The sequence below is a fragment of the Burkholderia sp. AW49-1 genome (assembly GCF_053427845.1).
Genome location: NZ_JBSAXF010000053.1, coordinates 1 through 18,111, shown reverse-complemented (window position 1 = coordinate 18,111; position 18,111 = coordinate 1). Strand labels below are relative to the sequence as shown.

The window sequence follows — 18,111 nt, the reverse complement described above, 5'->3', positions numbered from 1 at the left end:
TCATCGTGACTTCGTTCGGCACGCGGTATTTAGACATGGCGCACCTCCAGAATCGACGCGAGGAGTTGCCCGACGTCGATCGCGCAATCCAGCTCCGCTTCGCCGCGAATCGGCGTGAGGTTCCAGTCAAAGACGGCCGCATGCGTGAAGTCGCCAGACCGGCGACCGCAGACGCTACGCCCCGAGACAGGGCCGCCCAAGATCCGCACGCGCCAATCGTGATCGGGCGTCGGACGCGCCGATGCCACCTCAACCAGCATGCCGATACGCGAGCGAGCATCGCACTTCGTGACGATCGCCAAATCGCCAATCTTGCAGCGCAGCTCAGCCATGACGCACCTCCGCACGGACGAGCGCTGCGATCGCGGCAAGTGCCGCGCCGGTCGCGTCGAGCGCGTCTTGATACGTGCTGGCGGTTGCCGCGTCGCGCAGTGCTGCGCGGACGATGGATTGAATGAGGTGGGATTGCTGCCCGGTACGGGCGTGCGTGGACTGGCGCAAGATGCGACCTCCGACGTTAGCGTTTCGGAAGCCCGCGCCCCACTGCAAATTGGGGTGGGCGGGCGAATAGCAGGGTTTGCAGACCGGAACGTCGGCACCGGCAGGCCGAAGCCTCCCCACCATCGCCCACCCATTGAAAAAGGCGTGCAAAGGCACACGGACGTAAAAAAGCCGCTCATTGGCGGCCGTCCGCCGACATTTTCCGGGCTGCAAATCCCGGGCCGCTGCTGTTTCAGCGACACTCACAGGATACTGCGCCCGGCCACGATGCGCAAATCGAGGAAAGGGGAACTGGAGACAGCAGCGTGGCCGACGCCCCGCCCCCTTCATCGCGGCAAAGTGACTTTGGCAAAGCGTTGGGGTCATACATTTACCCCGCTCTGAATCAGAGTTACCGCGATGCGTTGCAAACGGACGGCGGCGCGCGCGTGCTTGTCATCACCACGCGACCAAAGCAGCTCTGTGAGAACGTCGACCTGCCGCACCACCGGATCGGAATACGAGCGGCCGGCGCGATCCAGTGCATCGCCAACATCGAGAACCGCCCCTTGTAGTTCGCTCGCCAATACCGCGCGAGGTACCGCTGGCGGCTTGTCCTGAGCGACGATTAGCCTTGCAATGTGCATTGCTTGAATAGCTGAGGCGCAGCACGAGCGGTCGCCATGTCCCCAGAGGGCCGCCGACATGCGCTCCAGGTGCGCAGCCTTGCCAAGCAATTCAACATTGCTGCACATCTCACGAGCGTCATCAAATTCGGTGCATGCATCAAGCCACATGCGACACGTACGAGCAGTCGGCGGCACCAACACGCGTGCGGCCCTTGTCACGCTGATTGCCATTACGCGCCCTCCCCCGCTGGGCGGACCGCGTCAGCGGAACGATAGTTCAGCGGATCAGCCATCCAACGATGGATCTCACGATTCGGCCAGACAGTGCAACGCTGCGTCAGACGACTTGCGCGCGGAAAGCGGCCCTCCAGCTCGCGTTGGCGGACAGTTTCGCGAGACAACGGGATGAAGCGACGCAGATTTTCCCAGCGCGAGAAGCCGTCAAGTGGCAGTCCGTCCGGGGTTTGTAGCGTATATGCGTTCTTGCCTTGCATTTTTGCTCCCTAAGCAAATCTAGGCCACCATTGGCAAAGATTGGGAGCAATCGTAATTATTTTCGACCGCTTGAAGAACGGAAGGTATTTTCTCAACCTCGACTACAAATCTTCCGGCTTAATCCGCCCTTTCCGTACGCGATCAACGAAGCCCTCTAGATCGGGCAACCCCAAAGCTACTTTGCACTGGAGCGCTAGCATCGTATCGGGAAGTCGCCAACATTCTTCCCCATTCGCATCTGTATATTCCCACCTTACCTCCCACATGTTTCGATCGACCGTACGCACGTAGGTGCGAATCTCGCCCCCCTCCTTTTGCGACGCAAGCCAATCGGCACTGTGGGTTCCGCTCCACGGGATAGTCTGGCGATTTTCCATCTCTCGATTCAAGTCAGCTGCGACACGTTCGAGCGCCGCCAAAACGTGTGGTACCGACGGGATGAAACACGCTGCGCTGGAGCTAAATCGGAATATTTCATCGAGGCACGGACGGGCACTTTGCTCATAGCGCGCTCGATCATACGGATCGACAATCTCTCCTCGGGTAGCTGCCGCCTCGATCAAATACAGGATGTCCGTGAATTCAAGAGGTATCGAAACGGGAGCGTGTTCCTGTTCCTGCTCAATCTCCATGAGCAGATGTCTAGCTTCGCCGAGTATCTGAGCGAGGCGCGAAACGTTTTGCCTTTGCCGCTCGGTAGCTTCGCGCAGCCCTGTTTCGTCGACACCGATCGCGGAGAGCGCGACCTGAAACCATAGCCGCCAAGCAATGTCGACGTTCCGCCCCCGCGACCAATTGAGACGCGTAGAACCGTAAAAATCAGACATTCTGCTGTCGCTGACCAACCGCGTGGCAGCTTGAATCTCTAACGCTGAATACGGCGAACCTTGGCGACAGACACGATCGCACTCCTGCCGGACTGCGTCGGGCACCCATGAACTATAGATCTGATCCACTGCGCATCCTTCATATGCGCCCTTCATGAAGAACGCCAAGCCAGCCGGTGAAGGTGTCCGGTCTTCGGGTGGCCGCCCTAGGCTCGGCAGGCTACATTTTCGCATGCAGCGTGGTATGAGTTACCCTGCCGCTTGATACTAGAATCCGTATCGAACGCGACGATCCTCAAACGCTGCACGCCCACCTTCCAATATCTCTCTCAACTGTGTCGCAATCGGCAACGAGTCGATCGACCCCATATAGTCTGGCTCCAACCGAATCCGACCGCGCTCCGCCTCGCCATCTGCATCTATTGCGATAATCTGCTCAGCATCCCCCAGCACCGGGATATTTGCATTGTGTGTAGCGAAAATGAGCTGGCGCCGTCGTTTTTCGTCCCGCACCCTTGGCACTACTGCCTTGGAGACGAAGCGGTTATCCAAATTGTCCTCTGGTTGATCAAGAATGAGAGGGCCGTCAGAATCGAACATCAACAGATACAACAATGCAGTTGCCTTCTGTCCGACTGAGAGGTCGCCCAACTCTTTCCATTGGGCCGGTGCCCGTGGTGGCGCGATGTTGAATTCGATACGCGTTATCGGCTGTAGATCGATCTGCTCCAGCGTCATGAAGAAGTTTTCGCCAGCCGCACATATCCTCTCGGCCTGCAATTCGGGAATATCGTATTCGCACATGAGCACGTCGGAGCCACTACGGCAAACTGCGGCAAGCCGCCCGATGTCTAGATTTGGGGCAGCCTCCAACGCGGCTACGGCTTCGTGCATACGGCCGCCAAGCGTTCGAACGAGCGAGGACAGACTCCGTCTGTCCTCGCCGCGAACTACCGTGACCCGCAGTCCGTCTTCCAGCGCTTTCGAAACACGCTTCGCGGTGCCTTCTAGACGCGTCAATTTTTGATCAGTAAGCTCGCGCCAGCGTACGAGATCGACATCGCGCGCACCACGAAGCGTAGCGGCCTGCTGTTGGAGCCGTTCAATTTGCCCCGAGATTGGCTCCAACCTCGTAACCTGCTCGCGCAGCCGAATAAACTCTGCGCCGTCCACTTTCTCCTTCTGAAGCTCTCTCAGCGTAGCTTCGAATTGAGCAGCGACGCGCTCCTTCTCGGCCGCGACAGCGGTAACAACCCCGCTTATCTGCGCGCTGGCAGCCGCCAAGGCCGCTTCAATTTTTTCAACGGTGGCACTAATGGCATCGTCAAACTCCGTCAGAGTCGAATGGAGCAAGCCGAGTGCAATCGGCTCGGCAGCTTCGAGCAAGCTCTCACCAGCGAACTCCCCTTTCGGGATAGGAACTTCGCGTTTCAGTGACTCGATAAGGTCTCGAACCGGCTGAAGACGTTCGCTTGCCAGCGCGACGAGTCCTTCCGATTTCACAACAGCAGACTGCTCCGCGAGGCGGTCTTCAACTCCCGAATCCTTGTACCGCTCGAGCGTGACCAGCGTGCCAGCAAGAGGCGCTTGTCTATCGCGTAGCGATTCGATCTCTGCAGCGATTTCGTTCAGACGTGTGCGCGAATCCAAAAGGCTAGCAGCAACAGCCGCCAGCTCATCGTCTTCGACATCGGCGCTTTCGACGAAGCGACTCAGCAACTCGGTGAGCTTCGTCTGGTCGCGCGCCAACTCGGCAAGCTCACTTTGCCCGTATACGCTCACCATCCCCAAGAGATCGTGAACGTTCAACGAGGTTTCGATGTCGTCTTCATCGAAGATCTTAACGCCCCCGTGCGACACCGCGCGCTCAATTCGATATCGTCGGGTGTCAGGTTTGTAGGTCTGAACATGAAGCACAATTTTTGTACCGCTGCATGCGACCTTGTCAATAATTGACGCATGCGCCTTTGCAGCCTCCGTCCCGAGTGGGCTTACGCCGAGCACATACCGGATGCATTCGATCAGCGCCGACTTCCCTGCTCCACGCCCGCCTATCAGCACATTCAACCCTTCATTGAATCGAACCTTGAGTCCCTTTAAAAAGCGCTCACTCTCGATCTCCATGCCTAGTATTTCCGGATGGTTGTCAGGCGCGGGATCAGTGTTCAGCCGAATACGCGACTCATGGTCGAGAAATGCATGACGTAAGCCTTCGATGGTCGGCGAAGCCATTCGAATAAAAGTCGTCGAGGAGGGCTGTCCGAGCGCAGCTGGGCCACTTACGTCAGCAGCATTGACAACCGCGACCTCGCGCTCACGCTTATACGCAGGATCCTTGTTTTCGAGTATTCGGCGCACATCGACATCTGGCACCGAAGCACGTGCCGCAGGCAACGCACAGGCGTTCAGCCACGAATGTGTGAATACTTTTATGCGGGGCTCGCCAGACAGTACCTTGAATAGCCCCCCGTTCTGGGTACTATGCGCGGCAATTACTTGTGCTCGCCACCCTCGGGCAGCATCGAGGAGTTCACGAGCATCCTTATCGCCGGTTGGAGAACCAGTGAAGGCCCCATGAATTCCGCATGCATGAATGTAGCCCTGCACGGTATCGACGGAAGTCAGGGGATCGAATAGCAGCAGGAAATGCACGCCATCTTTCGTTACGGCCTCGAAGCCGGGAAATACAACAATCCCTGCCGCACACAGCGCGTCAATCAATGATTGCGCCGGCTTGATCCGATAGTGGTCGGCAACGCCAACGACGTCGACGTTATTAGCTTTGCAAGCCGCAACGATCGCTGCGTTGTAGTCGGCTTCGTTCGTGATGTCACCTTGCTTACTATGCCGCACCACATACTCATATGGATTGACCTGCAGCGCGCATTTGAAGAACCTCGCCCCCGCCGGCAAAGCAAGTATCTCGCTATAGCTCACGTTCCCCGCCCTCCTAGAAATTGTCACGCGCATCCTGTCACCGCGCGTCCCCGAAAGAACAATAGCCGAAAGAACGCTCACCGCTCCACAGTGACAACTTCACCGAGACATTCGAGCCGACTCGCACATCGCCGTGGATGTCCGAAATCGAACCCTTTCGGACAGCGGTGCACGGGCATGTCCGTAAATTAGGCATCAAGCCTTTCGTACATAGATTACAATTCGGACATCCTTTTCGAACACACCAAGAACGCAACATGTCTCGAACTTTTGCATATGCCCGTGTCAGCACGGCCGATCAGACGCCAGCCAACCAAATTCGTGAGATCGAAGCGTCCGGCTTCACGGTCGACAAGCGCCGGGTTGTTACCGAGAGCATTTCGGGTAGCGTTAGTGCCAACCAGCGACCGGGGTTTGCAGAACTGCTTCTCAAGATGGAAGAAGGCGATGTATTAATCGTCACGAAGCTCGACCGACTTGGCCGGAACGCGATAGACGTGCGAGCAACCGTTGAAGCTCTCGCAGACCGCGGCATCCGGATTCATTGTCTCGCGCTCGGTGGTGTCGATCTAACCAGCGCGGCCGGCCGAATGACAATGCAGGTATTAAATGCGGTTGCCGAATTTGAACGTGATCTATTGATAGAGCGAACTCAAGCCGGAATCGCAAGAGCGAAAGCAGAAGGTAAAGCTATGGGCCGGCCATCCGCCCTAACCAACCAACAGCAGAGCGAAGTACGGAAACTATTGGACGATGGAGTGACAGTGGCCGGCATTGCGAAACAGTATGGGACCAGTCGACAAACGATCATGCGAATACGCAATGCATCATAATACTCAAAAATGAATAAATGCAGCCCGCTCCTTTATTTATGGAACGAATTCATTTATGCAAATCGGCAACTGCAGCTACAATTGCCGACCCACTTACCGAATGAGAATTATCACCACGTCCTTAGAGCAGCGCAGCAATAGCCGTGAGACGGCGCTGATAACCATCTAATTGAACTGGCGTCCCACCCGTCGCACTCAAGTGATAATTCCTCACTGACCCAGGTTCAGAGTAATTACCTCCCAACTGCAACGAATCAAGCTCAATCCCATTATAGTCACATATTAATCCAAGCCGCCGAATGTCCCACATATGCTCATAATGAGAAAAATCCGAAATACCATACAAACTCGCCTCAGAGCCTGCATCCGCCTTCATTTTATCAATCGTCTGTTGGTGTAATCGCTGCGGATCCGTATAGCGCTGGTTGCCACTGCGCCGGTAAGGATTCGCCATATTCGCCAAGAGAAGAAATGGAGAGGAAACCGCTACTGCCGGAGCGGTCAAAGCATTGCCTCGATTATCAAACCAAGGATTTGGAAAACGGGCACGCTCATCACTAATGAAACGACGCAACCCCGACAATGGATCAAACATAAATTCTATACTACGAAGCACGGCAAACTGGCTGGCTTGCGAACTTGGCGAATACGCCGAGATCCAGCTATCGGCCGCCACGAGGCCCATCTGAGTTGTGATGACGTTGAAGTACGGGTCAGTATCAATGAAAATTATATTTCGACCTCTGGGATCAAGCACTTGAACAGCATGTCGCAGAAAAGATCGCGTCAAAAGATAAGTAGAATATTCTGGGCCGGTCGGCGCGCGCCCGGTGCGCCGAGGTGGTTGCGGAAGCTGATCTATAAGCTGAATTGTGCGCTCCAAGTCGAAGTCACCACAAAGCAGCCGAAGATTATCTGGCAGATGTTGCGCATTGGGGTCGCGCACGGAATTGGGTTTGATGATGTACTTTTTAGGGTCAGGCCAACCAATACCTGACGGCACATCATTCAAACAATCGAGAAGATACGACTGGATCGTTTTACGCGGATTAGCTTGCATTGTGGCGAGAATTTTGTTCTCACCTCCGAAATGCCCTCCCCCCAGCACCATTCGCGACACATCGCACTGCGGACTCAAATCGATTACGAAAACCTTTTTATCAGGATTGGCGTGTGCAGCTGCACACGCAAGCTGAAATGTCATCGTGGATTTACCAATCCCACCCTTGTTAGCCCAAACAACATAGCTGCTCACGATTAACCCCTAAGTTAGTAGTAGTTGCAAGCGACACGCAAAAATACAAAAGGATAATTCAACCATTCCAGCACAAAGCTCAGCAAGCAAAGTCAGGAGTATCGTTTTCTGAAATTCACGCCACTCAACGTCACTCCAAGCAGACGGCCTGTCTGCATGGTGCGCTGCGGCCCGTTCATTACATAAATTACCGCAACACATGCTCGGCTCGCCCGATTATAGCTACGACGCACAATTCCAACGCAGCTATCTGACTAGAAGACCGTCCAAACGTCGGCTCGATTGCTAGGCAGACACATACAGTCCAGCGAGTGGCGACTTTGTCGTCGATCGGTGGCACAGACGCATGTAAGCACTCAGCTTCGACAACAAGCACACGCTAACGATGCTCTCGCCTCGCAGTGGCGATACTCAGATGGCGACCGGGATGTGGTGGCGCGGGGAAATTCTTTGCGCGCAGCGTCCCAGACAGCGGCGCAACGCTCGAAGTCACGAGCAAGCGTTTCCCCGCTATCTCCAAAGTTATCTCCAAGATAATGAGTGTTCTGGAGATACACTTGGAGACAACCTCTGCCTTGCCAGACAAGGCCGACAAGCCGAAACGAGCACTTGTCTCCAAATCTCCAAAGATTTTCTGTTTCCGTCGGTATGCAAACAACAGATCAAGGCGGCGGCCTCGATCGGCGCCACGCTTAGACGCCTGTTGGTATTTTCGTTGGTATCTTTTGAAGCTCTAAACCCCAAACCCATTTCTAGCCTAGAGATATGAATTCTGTCGGGGGACCAGCAATTTCCCGAGTTTCCGCCCCTGGCCTGAAACCCGCGTCGCCCGTATTCACCGCGTCCGGGCGCCGGCTCGTGCACGTTCTCGCCTCATCGCCCGCTCGGCCGAGACCGACCATGTCGGGCTTTGCCACACGGCGCCCACCCGCGTTCCGGCCTCATCGCACCGTCACTGCATCAACCCCGTCCTGACCTGCGGCATCAGACTTGCATTCGCGCCCGTCACGGTAAACGTCCCCGTCGGCGACGCCCCGGCCGGCAGCGCCAGCAGGCTCCCGTCCCCGAGCCGATTCGCATCGACGACGATCTGGTTCGCGGCGCAACCATTCGTCAACAGCCCGACCGGCAAGCCGGCAATCGACGAAAACGTGTTGCCCGTCACACTGAACGAACACACGTTCCCGTACGCCCGGAAACCCGCATAGCCCGAGCCCGACACGCGGTTGTCCGCCACCGCGACATCCGACACGGTTCCCGACCACGTATCCAGCTCGATCGCGCCCTGCTGCGTCGGTTGCAGCCCGTTGTTCACGTTCGCGTTCTGGATGTTGGTGACGGTATTGCCCTTGATGACGACGTTCGAAGACCCGTAGGTTTTCCAGCTGTCTTCCTGCGCGACCAGAATCCCCGCCGCCTTCTCGACGCCGTCGACCGTATTGTTCGAGACCGTTACCGCCTGCCCGCCGACGACGGTGACGCCGCGCCCCCACGCGTTGCCCGACACCACGTTATGGTCGATCAGCACGTTGTTGCTCAGGCGGCCGTCGCCGAGATAGCTGACCACGGCGATCAGATCGTCCCCAGTGCCGGCCACCGTATTGTTCTGCACCAGCACGTTGGCCGAACCGTAAGTCGTATGGATGCCGTCGGCCAGCGTCGCCCGCACGGTATTGCCCACGATCGCGATACCGTTGCCGCCGAACACGAAGATCCCGGCGCTCGCGCCGCCCTGGATCGTCACGCCGAGCACCTGAACGTCCGAGCCCGTCACCTCGACTTTCGTCGATTCGGGCGTCGTGAGCCGCGTCGTGCCGGTGCCGGCCAGCGTCACGCCGACGAGCGTCGAACCGGCACCGCTCATCACGATCGTCTGGTCGGCCGGATTCGTGGCGGCCAGCGTCGCGCCGTATCCGGAAATCACCGCCCGGGGCACCGTCACGGCAAGCGAATGCCCGACGACGTAGCGCCCCGGTGCAATGACCAGGCGTTGGCCGGCACGCAGGCTGTCGAATGCCTTCTGCAACGCGTCGGCCTGGTCGCTGCCGTCGGCGGCCGGGGAGACCGTCACATCCGCGACGATAACGGGTTTGCTGCCGTTGGAAGGCAAAGGCGTCGCGCCGGACGCCGCACCGGTCGCCCCGGCGGTCGACCCCGGGCTGCCTGAATTCGTCGATGAAGCCGATGTGCCGGATGCAGCACCGGCAGGTGCGACGGGCGATGTCGATGTGTCCGCAACGGTCTGCGAGCCTGCGGCAGCGTTGTCGTCACCGCCGCCACATGCGGCAAGACAAAGGCAGAGCGCGGCGAACGTCGCCCGATCGACTGTACCCATACGAAGTTCCGCTAGCCCGAACTGGCGTCATCGTAAGTACGCTTGACCACTTTGTAAATGAATTCTGCATTGCACCTGTGAAATAGTTCGTTGTCCTCTTCCATTCATCGCCGCGTCATCACGACAACATGCGACATGCCATCGCACACGGGCCAAGCGCAAGCGACATGCACCGTAGATTGCGTAGATGCCGCACGCGCCGAGATCGTGCGCGAACCCCTGCGTCCATCCGTGCGGTCCGGCAAACGCTAATCGGGACACACGCGCAGACGGTCGCCGCGTTACGCGCGCGCCTTGGCGAAGGCGTGGTAATCGGCGAGCTCGCCGCGCACTCGAACTTCGACGCGGTCGCGCGCTTCTACGTGACGCTGCAACAGGGGACTTCGATTCAGACGCGCTACGTCGCGATCTGGAAGCGGTCGCGCAAACGCGCTGGCCGCATGGCCGGCCCTCGCGGACGCGAGCGGCGGATAGTGACAGGCTCCGGAGAGAAACCCGCAAGACCACGCGGCCGTGCAGTGGCAAGCGCCCCGCATGGCCGCGCCGGTCGGTGCGTTACTGCGTGACGGCGTGCTGCACGTCCTTCGACGCATGCCACACGCGGTAGCGCACGTCGAAACCGTCCGGCACGTACACGACGAGCGGCAGGCGGCTGTTGTAGCGCAACAGCTGGCCGTCACCGCGCACCTGCACGAAGCGCTGCTGCGGCGCCTGGCCCGGGCAGGCCATCAGCGTCGATGCCGGCCCCTTCACGTCGGTCAGCCGGTAGTACGTATAGCCCCAGCCCTTCACGTCCTCGGCGGTCAGCTCGCCGCCGAACCATTGCTGGTTGCAGTCGGTCTGCAGCGTCTTGCCGATCATCAGCTCGACGCGCGCGTCGCCTTCGTTCTCGAGCGCGGGCAGCGCGATCACCGCGCGCTGCTGGCCCACCGCCGGCTGCGGGAACATCTTGATCGATTCAGCCGGCACGGCGGGCGCCGATGCTGGCCCGGCCGCGCAGGCGGCGGCAGTCGTCACGCAACAGGCGGCCAGGACGGCCCGGATCGCGAATTTCATCGATGTGCTCCTGATAAACAAAATAGGCCCCGATGCTAACACTTTCGTCGCACGACCTTACGAGGCTGTAATTTGACGACACAATTGCAAACAGCCGGCAATCCCCGCGCGCGGTACTTATAGGGGAACCAACGGAGATCATCATGCTCAAGCTCATTGCCGCCGCCGGCGTCGCCACGCTGCTGGCCGGGTGCGTCGTCGGGCCGGACGCCGGATACGGCTACGGACCGACCTACTATTCCGATCCGGGCTATGCGTACGGCCCGGCCTACGCACCGTCGCCCGTGTACGGCACGGTCAACATCTGGGGCGGTGGCGGCGGGCGCGACTGGGACCGCGACCGCCGCGGCTGGGATCGCGGACGCGACGGCTGGAATCGTGACCGCGGCGGCTGGGACCGCGGCGAGCGTGCCCGTCATGGCGGGTGGGGCCGCGGCGACGGACGCCGCGCCGACTGGAATGACGGCAGCGGAGGCGGCCAAGGCAACGGCGGCGGCCATCGCCACTGACGCAATTGCAACCGTTTGTATCCGCACACAGTTCACACGAGACCGAAACGAACCGATAGACGACCGCCAAAAGACGAAAGCCCTCGCATCACTGCGAGGGCTTTTTGTCGTCCGCCCTGCCGGGAGTCGGGCAACGGCGGCGATGCAGCGCCGAACCTGCCCACTCGTCAGACGCGTGCCGGTTTACCACCCGGCCGGCCGCGCATAGCCGCCCGACACCGGCGCACCGCACACGTACGGTCGCTGATAGCGGTCGTAGCAATAGTCCGGGCCGTCGTCCTGATACTGCGCCTGCTGATAGGTCGGATAAGCCGGCTGCTGGTAAGCCGGTGCCTGGTAGTACGTCGGCGGCTGGTAAGCGGGTGCCTGATACACCGGCGCCTGGTACGCGACGGGCGGATTCATCGCGGATGTCACAATCGCGCCGAGCACCGCGCCGCCGATCAGCGCGCCGATGACGGCGCCCCCATCGCGGCCATGCGCGGACGCCGGGCCTGCCACGGCGAGCGAACCGGCGAGGACACATACTGCGGCAATTCTTTTCATGATGGACTCCCACGCGAAGTGGTATTCGATGTGATGCATTGTGGCTGCGCACGGCCGTAATAGATGCAGCAAGTGGTAACGCGCCATTACGCGTATCACGCACACCGAAACGCGGCACCGCCGTGCTACGATTTTCGGCACACAGGAGACGCCTTCATGCAGCCCGAAACCGCCCGCCGTTTCGATACCGAATTCGCGCCGCGCATTGCGCAGGCGATCGCCGCCTACTTCGCCGATCACGTGCTGACCGACGTCGTCCCATACGGCGGGCACGGGCAACCGACGCGCGTGCAGATCCGCAGCGCGCCGCACGAGCACGTAAGCGGCTTCGCGCATCCGCTGAACCTCGAGCTGACCTGGGACACCGACGAGATCGAACGACTGATGGCACCCGACGGGTCGACGCGATTCGAGCACTATCTGAGCGCGCTGCCGAAAAAGCTGAGCGCATGGCAAGTCGCGCGCGACATCGATCTCGCGTCGCGGACGCAGGCCGACCCGCTCGTGCGGCTGGGCGGCCTCGACTTCGAAGGCTGAGTGCACGCACGGGCCGCCGGCCGGCGGCGGCGTCGCTCGACGCGGCCCGGTGATACACTCGACCGGTCCCGCTCCGGCGCCGCCAGGCTGACCGGGTCGCTCACCGCCGCCTCCACCCGCGAGCATGGTTGCGCACGCAACCGGCATCCGGGCACGCGGACAACGCCTTCGCTCCCGTCATGAACGCCGATACCGGCCTGCCGCTTCCGCAACGCTACTGGGCAATCGTCTGCGTCGCACTGGGCATCACGCTCGCCGTGCTCGACGGCGCCATCGCGAACGTCGCGCTGCCGACGATCGCGCGCGACCTGCACGCGTCCGATGCCGCATCGATCTGGATCGTCAACGCGTACCAGCTCGCGGTCACGATCACGCTGCTGCCCCTCGCGTCGCTCGGCGAACGCGTCGGCTATCGCCGCATCTACATCGCCGGGCTTGCGCTCTTCACCGCGGCGTCGCTCGGCTGCGCGCTCGCCGGCTCGCTGCCCGTGCTCGCCGTGATGCGCGTGATACAGGGGTTCGGTGCAGCCGGCATCATGAGCGTGAACGCCGCGCTCGTACGGATGATCTACCCGTCGTCGATGCTCGGGCGCGGACTGTCGATCAACGCGATGGTGGTCGCGCTGTCGTCGGCGATCGGCCCGACGGTCGCATCGGCGATCCTGTCGGTCGCGTCGTGGCCCTGGCTGTTCGCGGTCAACGTGCCGATCGGCATCGCCGCGGTGTTCGGCAGCCTCCGGGCACTGCCGGCCAACCCGCTGCACGACGCGCCGTACGACTTCCCGAGCGCGCTGATGAACGCATGCGTGTTCGGCCTGCTCATCATGGCCGTCGACGGGCTCGGTCACGGCGAAAGCCACGCGTACGTCGCAGGCGAACTGGCGATCGCGTTCGCCGTCGGCTACTTCTTCGTGAAGCGGCAGCTGTCGCAGCCGGCGCCGCTGCTGCCGGTCGACCTGATGCGCATCCCGATGTTCGCGCTGTCGATCTGCACGTCGGTTGCGTCGTTCACGTCGCAGATGCTCGCGTTCGTCGCGCTGCCGTTCTGGCTGCAGCATTCGCTCGGGTTCTCGCAGGTCGAAACCGGCCTCTACATGACGCCGTGGCCGCTCGTGATCGTATTCGCCGCGCCGCTTGCCGGCGTGCTGTCGGATCGCTACTCGGCCGGCATCCTCGGCGGAATCGGGCTCGCGCTGTTCGCGCTCGGGCTGCTGTCGCTCGCGACGATCGGCGCGCATCCGGGCACCGTCGACATCGTGTGGCGGATGGCGCTGTGCGGCGCGGGTTTCGGGCTGTTCCAGTCGCCGAACAATCGAGCGATGCTGTCGTCGGCGCCGCGCGAGCGCAGCGGCGGTGCGGGCGGGATGCTGAGCACGGCACGCCTGACTGGCCAGACGCTCGGAGCCGCGCTCGTTGCGCTGATTTTCGGGCTGGCGCCCGACCGCGGGCCGACGATCGCGCTCTATGTCGCGACGGTGTTCGCGGCGCTCGCCGCGGTGGTCAGCATGCTGCGCATCGCGTCGCCGCGCCCCGACGCGACGACCTGACGCCGCCGCGCGCGGCGCCCGTCGGTCACGCGGTGTCGAGCGCGTCCATCACGAAGCGCACGCGCGCCGTCACGCTCACGCACGGCAGCTCGATCAGCCGATACCCGTATGCCGTATAGCAGTCGACCATCGCGTCGTAGGTACGCACCGCCTCGGCGAAATCCTGCCGGCGCTCGGTGTCCTGCGTGTAGATGTCGGGCCACGGCGGCGCAATGAACACGCGCCGGTGATAACGGAAGCGCCGCGCCGCGGCCTCCGCATGCGCGGGTACCGCGAGGCCCGTGAGACGCAAGTAGCCGATCACGTCCGGCACGCCGCGGTCGAAGAACACGGGCCCGCGCGCGCCTCGTGCGAGATGGTACGAACGCATTTCCCAGTTCAGCATCAGCTCGGCGAACGCGCCGCGGTCGCGCCAGGGCAGCGCAGGGCCGTCGATCGCCATCTGGTCGCGGATCACGCCACGCCCGGCCTCGTGCGAGCGCGCGAAACCGCAGCGCTCGAGCGCATCGAGCAGCGTGCTCTTGCCGGAGCCGGGGCCGCCCGTGACGACGAAGAAGCGGGCGGACACCTCCTCCGCGCCGCCCTCCTCCATGCGCTCAGACATGCACGGCTCGCCGGCCCGCGCGCTGCGTGACCGACGCGGCCGCCGCGACGCTGCGCAGGTCGGCGACGAACGTGTCGCGCCAGACCGACAGGTTGTTCTCGCGCAGGCACGCGAGGTTCTCTTCGTGACGCGCCTGCCGCTCGGCGAGCGGCATCGACAGCGCGCGCTCGAGCGCGTCGGCCATCTGCGACAGGTCGTAAGGATTGACGAGCAGCGCGCCGGTCAGCTCGGCCGCCGCGCCCGCGAACTCCGACAGCACGAGCACGCCCGGGTCGGCCGGATCCTGCGACGCGACGTATTCCTTCGCGACGAGATTCATCCCGTCGCGCAACGGCGTCACGTAGCCGACCTGCGACATCCGGAAGAACGCCATCAGCAGATTGCGCTCGTACTTGCGGTTCAGGTACTGGATCGGCGTCCAGTCGAGCTGCGAGAAGCGACCGTTGATGCGGCCGGCCTCGCCTTCGAGCATTTCGCGAATGCGCTGGTAGGTCTGCACGTCGGAGCGCGTCGGCGGCGCGATCTGCACGAGCGACACGCGCCCGTGCCAGCCCGGCGCGTTGGCGAGCATCCGCTCGAACGACTGGAAGCGTTCGACGAGCCCCTTCGAATAGTCCAGCCGGTCGACGCTCATCACGAGCTTGCGGCCGGCGAGCGCATCGCGCAGCATCTTCACCGGCTTGCGCGAACCGTACTGGACGGCTGCCTCGGCGATCGCATCCGGATGCACGCCGATCGGATAGGCGGCGACTTTCACGACACGGCCGTGCGCATGCAGCATCCCGTCGTCGCTCGCCGCGCCGATACCGCGCCGCTCGATGTAGTCGGTAAACGCCTGCTTGTCGGCATCGGTCTGGAAACCCGCGATGTCGTACGCGCACATGAACTTCATGAGCTCCTCGTGCGGCGGCACGACGCGCAGCATGTCGGGCGACGGAAACGGAATGTGCAGGAAGAAGCCGATCGGGTTCTTCACGCCGAGTTCGCGCAGGCAATGCGCGAACGGCAGCAGGTGATAGTCGTGCACCCAGATCAGGTCGTCGGGCCGCAGCAGCGCGGCGAGCTGCTTCGCGAGCATCGCGTTCACGCGCAAATAGCCGGCATACTCCTGCCGGTCGAAGCGCGCGAGATCGCCGCGGTAGTGGAACACCGGCCACAGCGTCGCGTTCGAGAAGCCGCGGTAGTACTGATCGTAGTCGCGCCGGGTCAGCCCGAGCGTCGCATAGGTGACGTTGCCGTCCCGCTGGATCGCCGGTGCGGCGTCGGGCGTACCGACGATCTCGCCGTTCCAGCCGAACCAGACGCCGCCGGTTTCCTTCAGCGCGTCCATCACGCCGACCGCGAGGCCGCCTGCGCTCGGGCGCGAGTCCTCGCCGGCGGCGACACGGTTCGATACCACGATCAATCTGCTCATGCGGCTTCCCCTCCTCGATTCGATTGGATGGCGCGCGGCGCGCGCCAAGGCAGACGCGACGGCCCGAAGGGGGTCGCGCGGCGATTCAGATGTGAGCGATGCAACAAAGAGCGCAATGAAATGCGGCGGTGGAATGCAACGGCGACGGCATCAAGCGTCCTGCTCCTGGCCGAGGTCGCGTTGATAGTCGAGCCCTTCCGGGCGTGCGCCGCCCTGGTTGTGATCGCCGTCGGACGGCGTCTCGTCGGGCGCGCCGGCCGGCGCATCGGTCTGCGGACGCGGGTGCTCGGCACCTGTATCGGGCGGCCGGGCAGCAAGCCGTTTCGAACGGCGCATGACTGGGTGTCTCATATGCAACGCGGCTCGGAGCCGTCGTAGAAACATTCCATAACAAAACAGTCTAGGTGGCTTCCACGCATGCCACGGTAACAATTGCCTTCAATTTGTAACGTTTCGACCCCCACTCATCCAACTGTCCGACAATACCGCCGCGCGCACGCGCGCGAGCCGCCGCCTGGCGATTTGTCAAAGCTTTGCAGTTTTCCCATGACGATTGCGAAACAATGACGCGACATGGGGGCGCGCATGCGTCGCCGCTCACCCAGACAGGACTTGCACTCAGGGATGAACATTCGTTTCGAACCGCCGCGTCGGGCCATGCCGGCGCGCATCGTGCTGGCCGCGATCGCCACGGCCGCACTGCTGTCCGGCTGCAACTCGCTGTACAGCGAAGGCGCGACCGCCGGCGCCGGTATCGCGGGCGCCGCGATCGCTTCCAAGGTCACCAACAATGCTGCCGTCGCGACGGGCATCGGCCTCGGCGCCGTGGCCGGCGCACGTGCGGGCGTCCAGTACACGCAGCGCGTCGCGCATCGCTACACGCAGGAACAGATCGCGAAGGCGGCTGGCCCGCTCGACGTCGGCGGCGTCGCGCCGTGGTCGACGCACCATTCGTTCCCGATCGAGGACGACGAACAGGGCCGCGTGACGGTCAGCCGGATGATCAGCATCGGCCCGCTCGACTGCAAGGAAATCGTGTTCGCGGTCGACACGCCCGCGAAGGCCGACAAGGCCGCCGAGTCGGCGTTCTACGTCGCCACGATCTGCCGCGACGGCCCCGTATGGAAATGGGCGTCGGCGGAACCCGCGACCGAACGCTGGGGCGCGCTGCAATGAGCGTCGCGATCCGTATCGCGGCGATCGGCGTGCTGTGCGTGGCCAGCGCCGCGCTGTCGGGCTGCGGCTCGGTCGGGGCGGCGAGCGGCGCGCTCGCCGGTGCGGCGACGGGCCTCGTCACCGCGAACCCGGCCGTGGGCGTCGGTGTCGGGATCGCCGTGCAGGCGGCGACCGACGAGGCCGTCAACCGCACGATGAAGCAGCTCCATCAGAACCAGCAGGACGCGATCGCGAAGGCGGCGGGCAGCCTGGCAGTCGGCGAAGTGAAGCCGTGGAAGATAAAGAACACGCTGCCGCTCGAAAACGGCGAAGGCGAGGTGCGCGTCACGCGTGCGTACTCGACGGCGCTCGCGCTGTGCAAGGAATTTGCGTTCTCGGTGAAGGACGGCGACAAGGCCGACTGGTATTTCGCGAATGCGTGCCAGCAAGGCACGCACTGGAAGTGGGCGTCGGCCGAACCGGCCGTCGACCGCTGGGGCAACCTGCAGTAACGATGCGATGCGCGGCGCCCGGCAAGCGCGGCGCATGCGGATGCCGGACGCTGCGGCCCGGCGCGATGGCTCAGGACTCGACGTCCTCGAGACTGAAGATTTCGGTCTGGTCGTTGTACGAGAAGATCTCGCCGTAACGGCCCCAGTCGATCACCGCGTCGAGCGTTTCCTCGGCCGCGCCGTCCGACAGGAAATCCTCCAGTTCCTGCTCGAAGCGCACGCGCGGTGCGCGATGGCCGGGGCGCTCGTTCAACACCTTCTTGATCCGCGCGGCGAGCGGCACATGCTTCAGCAGGTGATCCGCGAACATCAGCTTGCGCTCCTGCGTGCCGAATTCCGCGAACACGCGCCCCGGCGGCGTCAGGAACACGTCCCCTTCCCGCACGTCGGCGAAGCCGAGGTACTGCAACACTTCGGCGATCGGAAACAGGTCGTCGACC

20 protein-coding genes and 1 pseudogene are annotated in these 18,111 nt (G+C 62.2%); 7 read left to right on the top strand and 14 right to left on the bottom strand.

Features of this window, described 5'->3' with window-relative positions:
* Positions 1-29: 29 nt before the first annotated feature.
* The 6 genes from ACV22W_RS32710 to ACV22W_RS32685 form a co-directional block, all read right to left on the bottom strand.
* Positions 30-332, bottom strand: a complete 303-nt coding sequence (locus tag ACV22W_RS32710; protein WP_175981520.1) for a hypothetical protein — start codon at positions 330-332, stop codon at positions 30-32.
* On the bottom strand, positions 325-501 hold the full coding sequence (locus ACV22W_RS32705; RefSeq protein WP_017432173.1) for a hypothetical protein: 177 nt from the start codon (positions 499-501) through the stop codon (positions 325-327). Before ACV22W_RS32705 ends, ACV22W_RS32710 begins: the two co-directional genes overlap by 8 nt.
* A gap of 362 nt (positions 502-863) precedes the next feature.
* Positions 864-1,340: a hypothetical protein gene (locus ACV22W_RS32700; RefSeq protein ID WP_448023640.1), complete on the bottom strand. Its 477-nt coding sequence runs from the start codon at positions 1,338-1,340 to the stop codon at positions 864-866.
* Positions 1,340-1,603, bottom strand: a complete 264-nt coding sequence (locus tag ACV22W_RS32695; protein ID WP_448023638.1) for a helix-turn-helix transcriptional regulator — start codon at positions 1,601-1,603, stop codon at positions 1,340-1,342. The genes ACV22W_RS32700 and ACV22W_RS32695 overlap by 1 nt, the downstream gene beginning before the upstream one ends.
* 102 nt (positions 1,604-1,705) lie before the next feature.
* Positions 1,706-2,560 carry a hypothetical protein gene (locus ACV22W_RS32690; RefSeq protein WP_448023636.1) on the bottom strand — a complete coding sequence of 285 codons (855 nt, stop codon included), beginning with the start codon at positions 2,558-2,560 and terminating at the stop codon, positions 1,706-1,708.
* A 138-nt stretch (positions 2,561-2,698) separates the two neighbouring features.
* On the bottom strand, positions 2,699-5,368 hold the full coding sequence (locus tag ACV22W_RS32685) for a TrlF family AAA-like ATPase (RefSeq protein WP_448023635.1): 2,670 nt from the start codon (positions 5,366-5,368) through the stop codon (positions 2,699-2,701).
* A 257-nt stretch (positions 5,369-5,625) separates the two neighbouring features.
* Between ACV22W_RS32685 and ACV22W_RS32680 the strand changes: the two genes are divergently transcribed.
* Complete coding sequence (locus ACV22W_RS32680) at positions 5,626-6,201, top strand: recombinase family protein (protein ID WP_448023633.1); 576 nt, start codon at positions 5,626-5,628, stop codon at positions 6,199-6,201.
* Positions 6,202-6,322: 121 nt separating this feature from the next.
* Here the strand turns inward: ACV22W_RS32680 and ACV22W_RS32675 are convergent, their stop codons facing one another.
* Both ACV22W_RS32675 and ACV22W_RS32670 read right to left on the bottom strand, forming a co-directional pair.
* A complete protein-coding gene (locus tag ACV22W_RS32675; RefSeq protein ID WP_448023631.1) occupies positions 6,323-7,456 on the bottom strand; it encodes a ParA family protein in 1,134 nt (377 codons plus the stop codon).
* 952 nt (positions 7,457-8,408) lie between these two features.
* Entirely contained in the window at positions 8,409-9,527 is a 1,119-nt protein-coding gene (locus ACV22W_RS32670; RefSeq protein ID WP_448023629.1) for a right-handed parallel beta-helix repeat-containing protein, read from the bottom strand.
* Positions 9,528-10,027: 500 nt separating this feature from the next.
* On the opposite strand from ACV22W_RS32670, the pseudogene ACV22W_RS32665 reads away from it, so the two are divergent.
* Positions 10,028-10,265 (top strand): annotated as a pseudogene (locus ACV22W_RS32665) (TetR/AcrR family transcriptional regulator); the annotation flags it as partial.
* An 81-nt stretch (positions 10,266-10,346) separates the two neighbouring features.
* On the opposite strand, the gene eco reads toward ACV22W_RS32665, so the two are convergent.
* Positions 10,347-10,847: a serine protease inhibitor ecotin gene (gene eco, locus ACV22W_RS32660; RefSeq protein ID WP_448023627.1), complete on the bottom strand. Its 501-nt coding sequence runs from the start codon at positions 10,845-10,847 to the stop codon at positions 10,347-10,349.
* Between the two features lie 143 nt (positions 10,848-10,990).
* On the opposite strand from eco, the gene ACV22W_RS32655 reads away from it, so the two are divergent.
* Positions 10,991-11,356, top strand: a complete 366-nt coding sequence (locus ACV22W_RS32655; protein WP_448023625.1) for a hypothetical protein — start codon at positions 10,991-10,993, stop codon at positions 11,354-11,356.
* Between the two features lie 183 nt (positions 11,357-11,539).
* On the opposite strand, the gene ACV22W_RS32650 is transcribed toward ACV22W_RS32655, so the two are convergent.
* Positions 11,540-11,941 carry a hypothetical protein gene (locus tag ACV22W_RS32650; RefSeq protein WP_448023624.1) on the bottom strand — a complete coding sequence of 134 codons (402 nt, stop codon included), beginning with the start codon at positions 11,939-11,941 and terminating at the stop codon, positions 11,540-11,542.
* Between the two features lie 117 nt (positions 11,942-12,058).
* On the opposite strand from ACV22W_RS32650, the gene ACV22W_RS32645 reads away from it, so the two are divergent.
* Positions 12,059-12,439: a DUF5594 family protein gene (locus ACV22W_RS32645; RefSeq protein WP_448023622.1), complete on the top strand. Its 381-nt coding sequence runs from the start codon at positions 12,059-12,061 to the stop codon at positions 12,437-12,439.
* Between the two features lie 179 nt (positions 12,440-12,618).
* On the top strand, positions 12,619-13,986 hold the full coding sequence (locus tag ACV22W_RS32640) for an MFS transporter (RefSeq protein ID WP_448023621.1): 1,368 nt from the start codon (positions 12,619-12,621) through the stop codon (positions 13,984-13,986).
* Between the two features lie 25 nt (positions 13,987-14,011).
* Here the strand turns inward: ACV22W_RS32640 and ACV22W_RS32635 are convergent, their stop codons facing one another.
* The 3 genes from ACV22W_RS32635 to ACV22W_RS32625 form a co-directional block, all read right to left on the bottom strand.
* A complete protein-coding gene (locus tag ACV22W_RS32635) occupies positions 14,012-14,590 on the bottom strand; it encodes an AAA family ATPase (RefSeq protein ID WP_448023619.1) in 579 nt (192 codons plus the stop codon).
* Complete coding sequence (otsA, locus tag ACV22W_RS32630) at positions 14,583-16,004, bottom strand: alpha,alpha-trehalose-phosphate synthase (UDP-forming) (protein WP_448023617.1); 1,422 nt, start codon at positions 16,002-16,004, stop codon at positions 14,583-14,585. The genes ACV22W_RS32635 and otsA overlap by 8 nt, the downstream gene beginning before the upstream one ends.
* Positions 16,005-16,154: 150 nt before the next feature.
* Positions 16,155-16,340: a hypothetical protein gene (locus ACV22W_RS32625; protein WP_448023616.1), complete on the bottom strand. Its 186-nt coding sequence runs from the start codon at positions 16,338-16,340 to the stop codon at positions 16,155-16,157.
* 288 nt (positions 16,341-16,628) lie between these two features.
* On the opposite strand from ACV22W_RS32625, the gene ACV22W_RS32620 reads away from it, so the two are divergent.
* The gene (locus ACV22W_RS32620) at positions 16,629-17,180 is read left to right on the top strand and encodes a hypothetical protein (RefSeq protein WP_448023614.1); all 552 of its coding nucleotides are present in this window, start codon (positions 16,629-16,631) and stop codon (positions 17,178-17,180) included.
* Entirely contained in the window at positions 17,177-17,671 is a 495-nt protein-coding gene (locus tag ACV22W_RS32615; protein WP_448023612.1) for a hypothetical protein, read from the top strand. The genes ACV22W_RS32620 and ACV22W_RS32615 overlap by 4 nt, the downstream gene beginning before the upstream one ends.
* A gap of 70 nt (positions 17,672-17,741) precedes the next feature.
* Here the strand turns inward: ACV22W_RS32615 and ACV22W_RS32610 are convergent.
* On the bottom strand, positions 17,742-18,111 hold a 370-nt coding region (locus ACV22W_RS32610), incomplete at its 5' end, for an AAA-associated domain-containing protein (RefSeq protein ID WP_196488536.1).

Coding starts and splice junctions, on each gene's coding strand:
- ACV22W_RS32710 (WP_175981520.1), bottom strand. CDS start 332: ATGGCTGAGCTGCGCTGCAAGATTGGCGATTTGGCGATCGTCACGAAG.
- ACV22W_RS32700 (WP_448023640.1), bottom strand. CDS start 1,340: ATGGCAATCAGCGTGACAAGGGCCGCACGCGTGTTGGTGCCGCCGACT.
- ACV22W_RS32695 (WP_448023638.1), bottom strand. CDS start 1,603: ATGCAAGGCAAGAACGCATATACGCTACAAACCCCGGACGGACTGCCA.
- ACV22W_RS32680 (WP_448023633.1), top strand. CDS start 5,626: ATGTCTCGAACTTTTGCATATGCCCGTGTCAGCACGGCCGATCAGACG.
- eco (WP_448023627.1), bottom strand. CDS start 10,847: ATGAAATTCGCGATCCGGGCCGTCCTGGCCGCCTGTTGCGTGACGACT.
- ACV22W_RS32655 (WP_448023625.1), top strand. CDS start 10,991: ATGCTCAAGCTCATTGCCGCCGCCGGCGTCGCCACGCTGCTGGCCGGG.
- ACV22W_RS32650 (WP_448023624.1), bottom strand. CDS start 11,941: ATGCATCACATCGAATACCACTTCGCGTGGGAGTCCATCATGAAAAGA.
- ACV22W_RS32645 (WP_448023622.1), top strand. CDS start 12,059: ATGCAGCCCGAAACCGCCCGCCGTTTCGATACCGAATTCGCGCCGCGC.
- ACV22W_RS32640 (WP_448023621.1), top strand. CDS start 12,619: ATGAACGCCGATACCGGCCTGCCGCTTCCGCAACGCTACTGGGCAATC.
- ACV22W_RS32635 (WP_448023619.1), bottom strand. CDS start 14,590: ATGTCTGAGCGCATGGAGGAGGGCGGCGCGGAGGAGGTGTCCGCCCGC.
- otsA (WP_448023617.1), bottom strand. CDS start 16,004: ATGAGCAGATTGATCGTGGTATCGAACCGTGTCGCCGCCGGCGAGGAC.
- ACV22W_RS32625 (WP_448023616.1), bottom strand. CDS start 16,340: ATGCGCCGTTCGAAACGGCTTGCTGCCCGGCCGCCCGATACAGGTGCC.
- ACV22W_RS32620 (WP_448023614.1), top strand. CDS start 16,629: ATGAACATTCGTTTCGAACCGCCGCGTCGGGCCATGCCGGCGCGCATC.
- ACV22W_RS32615 (WP_448023612.1), top strand. CDS start 17,177: ATGAGCGTCGCGATCCGTATCGCGGCGATCGGCGTGCTGTGCGTGGCC.